The following is a 2,468-nucleotide window of genomic DNA, read 5'->3' as shown; positions in this document are numbered from 1 at the left end:
TGGTGGAGCCGAGGGGACGGCCGTGTGGTCGCTTTCGTCGGTCATGGTGGCAGTGCGCGACTCGGTTGGTTAGGAGATCGCCAAGGCTCTGATTGGACGGGGGGAAGGTCAACGTGTGGAAGCTGGATCACATCGTCCCGGCGTCCGATGTTGACGTCGAAGAGCAGCGTCTCGCCGAGGTGCTTGCGAAGGCGGGCTACGATGTCGGGAAGCTGTCGCTGAACGCACTGGCCCAGCAGGTGCTGGCCGAGCGGGCGAAGGCGGTAGTGATGTCTATCGGCATCGAGCCGTCGAACTGGCCGCACTACCCGCTCGGCAATGGCGGCGTCGAGGTGCGCTTCCAGTTCAGCCGCGAGGAAGATCAGGTGAACGCGAGGCTGGCTTTGGCTTAGGCCGGGACGCTCTCCATCGAGCGCTTGATGGCGGTCACCGTCATGGGCGAGGCACGATGGAGCCGGGCGGTGGCGCGGATGCCCTGACCGTCCGCCAACGATTTCCTGATCGCTTCCACACGGTCGTCAGGCATAGGCTTCCGCCCGGACTTCTTGGTCGTGCGACGCAGACCGGCGAGGATGCGCTCTCGGATCATGGCGCGCTCGAACTCGGCGAAGACGCCCAGCATCTGGAACATCATCCGGCCTGAGGGCGTCGAGGTGTCGAGGCCCTGCTGGTGCAGGTAGAGGTCCACATTCTTGGACTGAATGTCGTTCAGGAAGGCCACGAGGTCGGGAAGGCTGCGCCCGAGGCGGTCCACGCTCCACGCCATGATCTGATCGAAGTCCTTGCGCGCCACGCCCTTGAGCAGCGAGTCGTAGCCGGGGCGCCGATCCCGCCCCTTCACGCCGCTGATGCCTTCGTCGGTGAAGGTCGCGGTGACGGTCCAGCCCTGACGCTCGGCGACGGCCAGCAGATCGCGCAATTGGTTCTCGACCGTCTGGTTCTTATCGGCCGTGCTCACACGGGCGTAGATCGCGACGCGCTTGGTCAGGGGTGTTCTCCGATCCAATGTTGGGAGAACAGGCTCTCATGGATCGGCAGAGCGTCAATCAGATCGGGCGAACGACCGCTCTTCCCTCGGCGCGATGAAGAGCCGGTCGCAGTCGTCACCGCTGGTCAATGGGATGACCTCAAACTCTTCCCCTGCCGCCTCCACGGCTTCAGCGGCCAGTTCGTTGAACTCCTGCTCGAAGCCGGATCGGCGGAACAGCACCACGCCGTCCTTGGCGTCGAGCACTCCATACGCCGGGGAGCCTTCGAGAAGGGTGTTGAGCCGATCCATGTTCTTGGAAGGCGTGAGGCGTCGGATGGTTCAGAACGGCTCAGTTGGGAAGTGAGGCGACGATCCCGGCAGGCCGTCGTGCGGGCGCCGTCAGGCGCGGTCGCTCCGCTTCCAGTGCGGCAATGGCGTCGTATTGAAAGGCGAGTCGTAGATAGTGCTGACGATGCTCGACGACGAAGGTCTTGCTGGCCTGCTCTCGGGCCAGCGCAGCCCGCAGTCGATTATAGCTGGTCGGGAGACGCATGCGATCTGAACGCCGATCACAGGGCCGCGCTCCCCAACCGTTGTTTTCGAGGTGACTCCGCTCAGCGAGCATCAACCGCGTCCAGCGGCATGACGAACATCTGGCTGTAGCCTTGGCCGCCATCGCTCGTGGTGAAGACCACGAAGTCCTCTCCAGCATGATCAGCCGCCTCGCGCACCAGATCGCTGAACTCGTCGATGTGGTCGGGCTTGCCGATCAGCACGAAGCCGTCCTTGTCCCGCCGGATGTCGTAGGCGGGGTGATCCATCAGCAGCTTTTTCAGCAGCCGTCCCATGGCTGGAGGAAAACACAGGTCATTATGACGGTCAAGCTGAGCCGGAAAACAGATGGAAGCGGGCACATCGACGGGCGGCTCTGAAGGCCCGTGTTTCCGGGGCGCGAGACAATCGGATTCCGGGGGTGTTTGGGAGAACGCCCTCCAACCCGTTCGTGGCGTGCTTGATCGGCCTTCGGCCTCATCACCTGAATTCTCTGGCGCCGACGAGATCAAATCGACCGAAGGCCAATCGCCGGTCGAAGGCGAGCGGCTCGTCCGCGACGACATCGACCAAGGCGAACGACGCCGTGACCGACAGGGAGCGGCTCGTCCAGATCAACCCGATCAGGCTGGAGCCTTCCAACGCCAATCTGCCGGTCGCCCGCTGAAGCGGTCACCCGATCCGGGCGAGTCTCCCGTGGCCTTCGTTCCCCCGCCTCGCTGCCGCTCGTCTCCTCCACGAAGCCCAGCCCCGGCTCACCCGGATAGTTCTCTGTCGAGGTCATTGGTCCCGGCTCCTCGTCGAGAACCCATCCTCCACAACCCGTTCGCACCTTTCTCTATAAGCACGCTGCGAACGGGTTGCCCTTGAACCCTTCTTTCACATCGTCCGGGCCACAGGGTCGAGGAAAATAAGCTTGAGCGTGGAGTGATGGGGTGGGTGAGAT

Annotated in this window: 6 protein-coding genes; 1 reads left to right on the top strand and 5 read right to left on the bottom strand. The window is 63.5% G+C overall.

What is annotated here, in order from left to right:
- Window positions 1–113 precede the first annotated feature (113 nt).
- Complete coding sequence (locus HNP47_RS16130; RefSeq protein ID WP_146756761.1) at window positions 114–392, top strand: hypothetical protein; 279 nt, start codon at window positions 114–116, stop codon at window positions 390–392.
- Here HNP47_RS16130 and HNP47_RS16125 read toward each other — a convergent pair.
- The 5 genes from HNP47_RS16125 to HNP47_RS16105 all read right to left on the bottom strand — a co-directional run bounded on the left by HNP47_RS16125 (window position 389) and on the right by HNP47_RS16105 (window position 2,170).
- The gene (locus tag HNP47_RS16125; protein WP_260394947.1) at window positions 389–1,006 is read right to left on the bottom strand and encodes a recombinase family protein; all 618 of its coding nucleotides are present in this window, start codon (window positions 1,004–1,006) and stop codon (window positions 389–391) included. The genes HNP47_RS16130 and HNP47_RS16125 overlap by 4 nt on opposite strands.
- Before the next feature lie 36 nt (window positions 1,007–1,042).
- Window positions 1,043–1,234: a hypothetical protein gene (locus HNP47_RS16120; protein WP_252970198.1), complete on the bottom strand. Its 192-nt coding sequence runs from the start codon at window positions 1,232–1,234 to the stop codon at window positions 1,043–1,045.
- An 85-nt stretch (window positions 1,235–1,319) separates the two neighbouring features.
- Window positions 1,320–1,523: a hypothetical protein gene (locus HNP47_RS16115; protein ID WP_003168400.1), complete on the bottom strand. Its 204-nt coding sequence runs from the start codon at window positions 1,521–1,523 to the stop codon at window positions 1,320–1,322.
- A 61-nt stretch (window positions 1,524–1,584) separates the two neighbouring features.
- Window positions 1,585–1,791 carry a hypothetical protein gene (locus HNP47_RS16110; RefSeq protein ID WP_155966009.1) on the bottom strand — a complete coding sequence of 69 codons (207 nt, stop codon included), beginning with the start codon at window positions 1,789–1,791 and terminating at the stop codon, window positions 1,585–1,587.
- A 211-nt stretch (window positions 1,792–2,002) separates the two neighbouring features.
- A complete protein-coding gene (locus HNP47_RS16105) occupies window positions 2,003–2,170 on the bottom strand; it encodes a hypothetical protein (protein ID WP_184280369.1) in 168 nt (55 codons plus the stop codon).
- Between the last annotated feature and the right edge of the window lie 298 nt (window positions 2,171–2,468).

This window comes from Brevundimonas vesicularis (genome assembly GCF_014204545.1).
In the GTDB taxonomy this organism is placed as follows: domain Bacteria; phylum Pseudomonadota; class Alphaproteobacteria; order Caulobacterales; family Caulobacteraceae; genus Brevundimonas; species Brevundimonas vesicularis_B.
The sequence above is the reverse complement of the archived record's forward strand: the minus strand, read 5'-3'. Positions and strand labels throughout refer to the sequence as shown.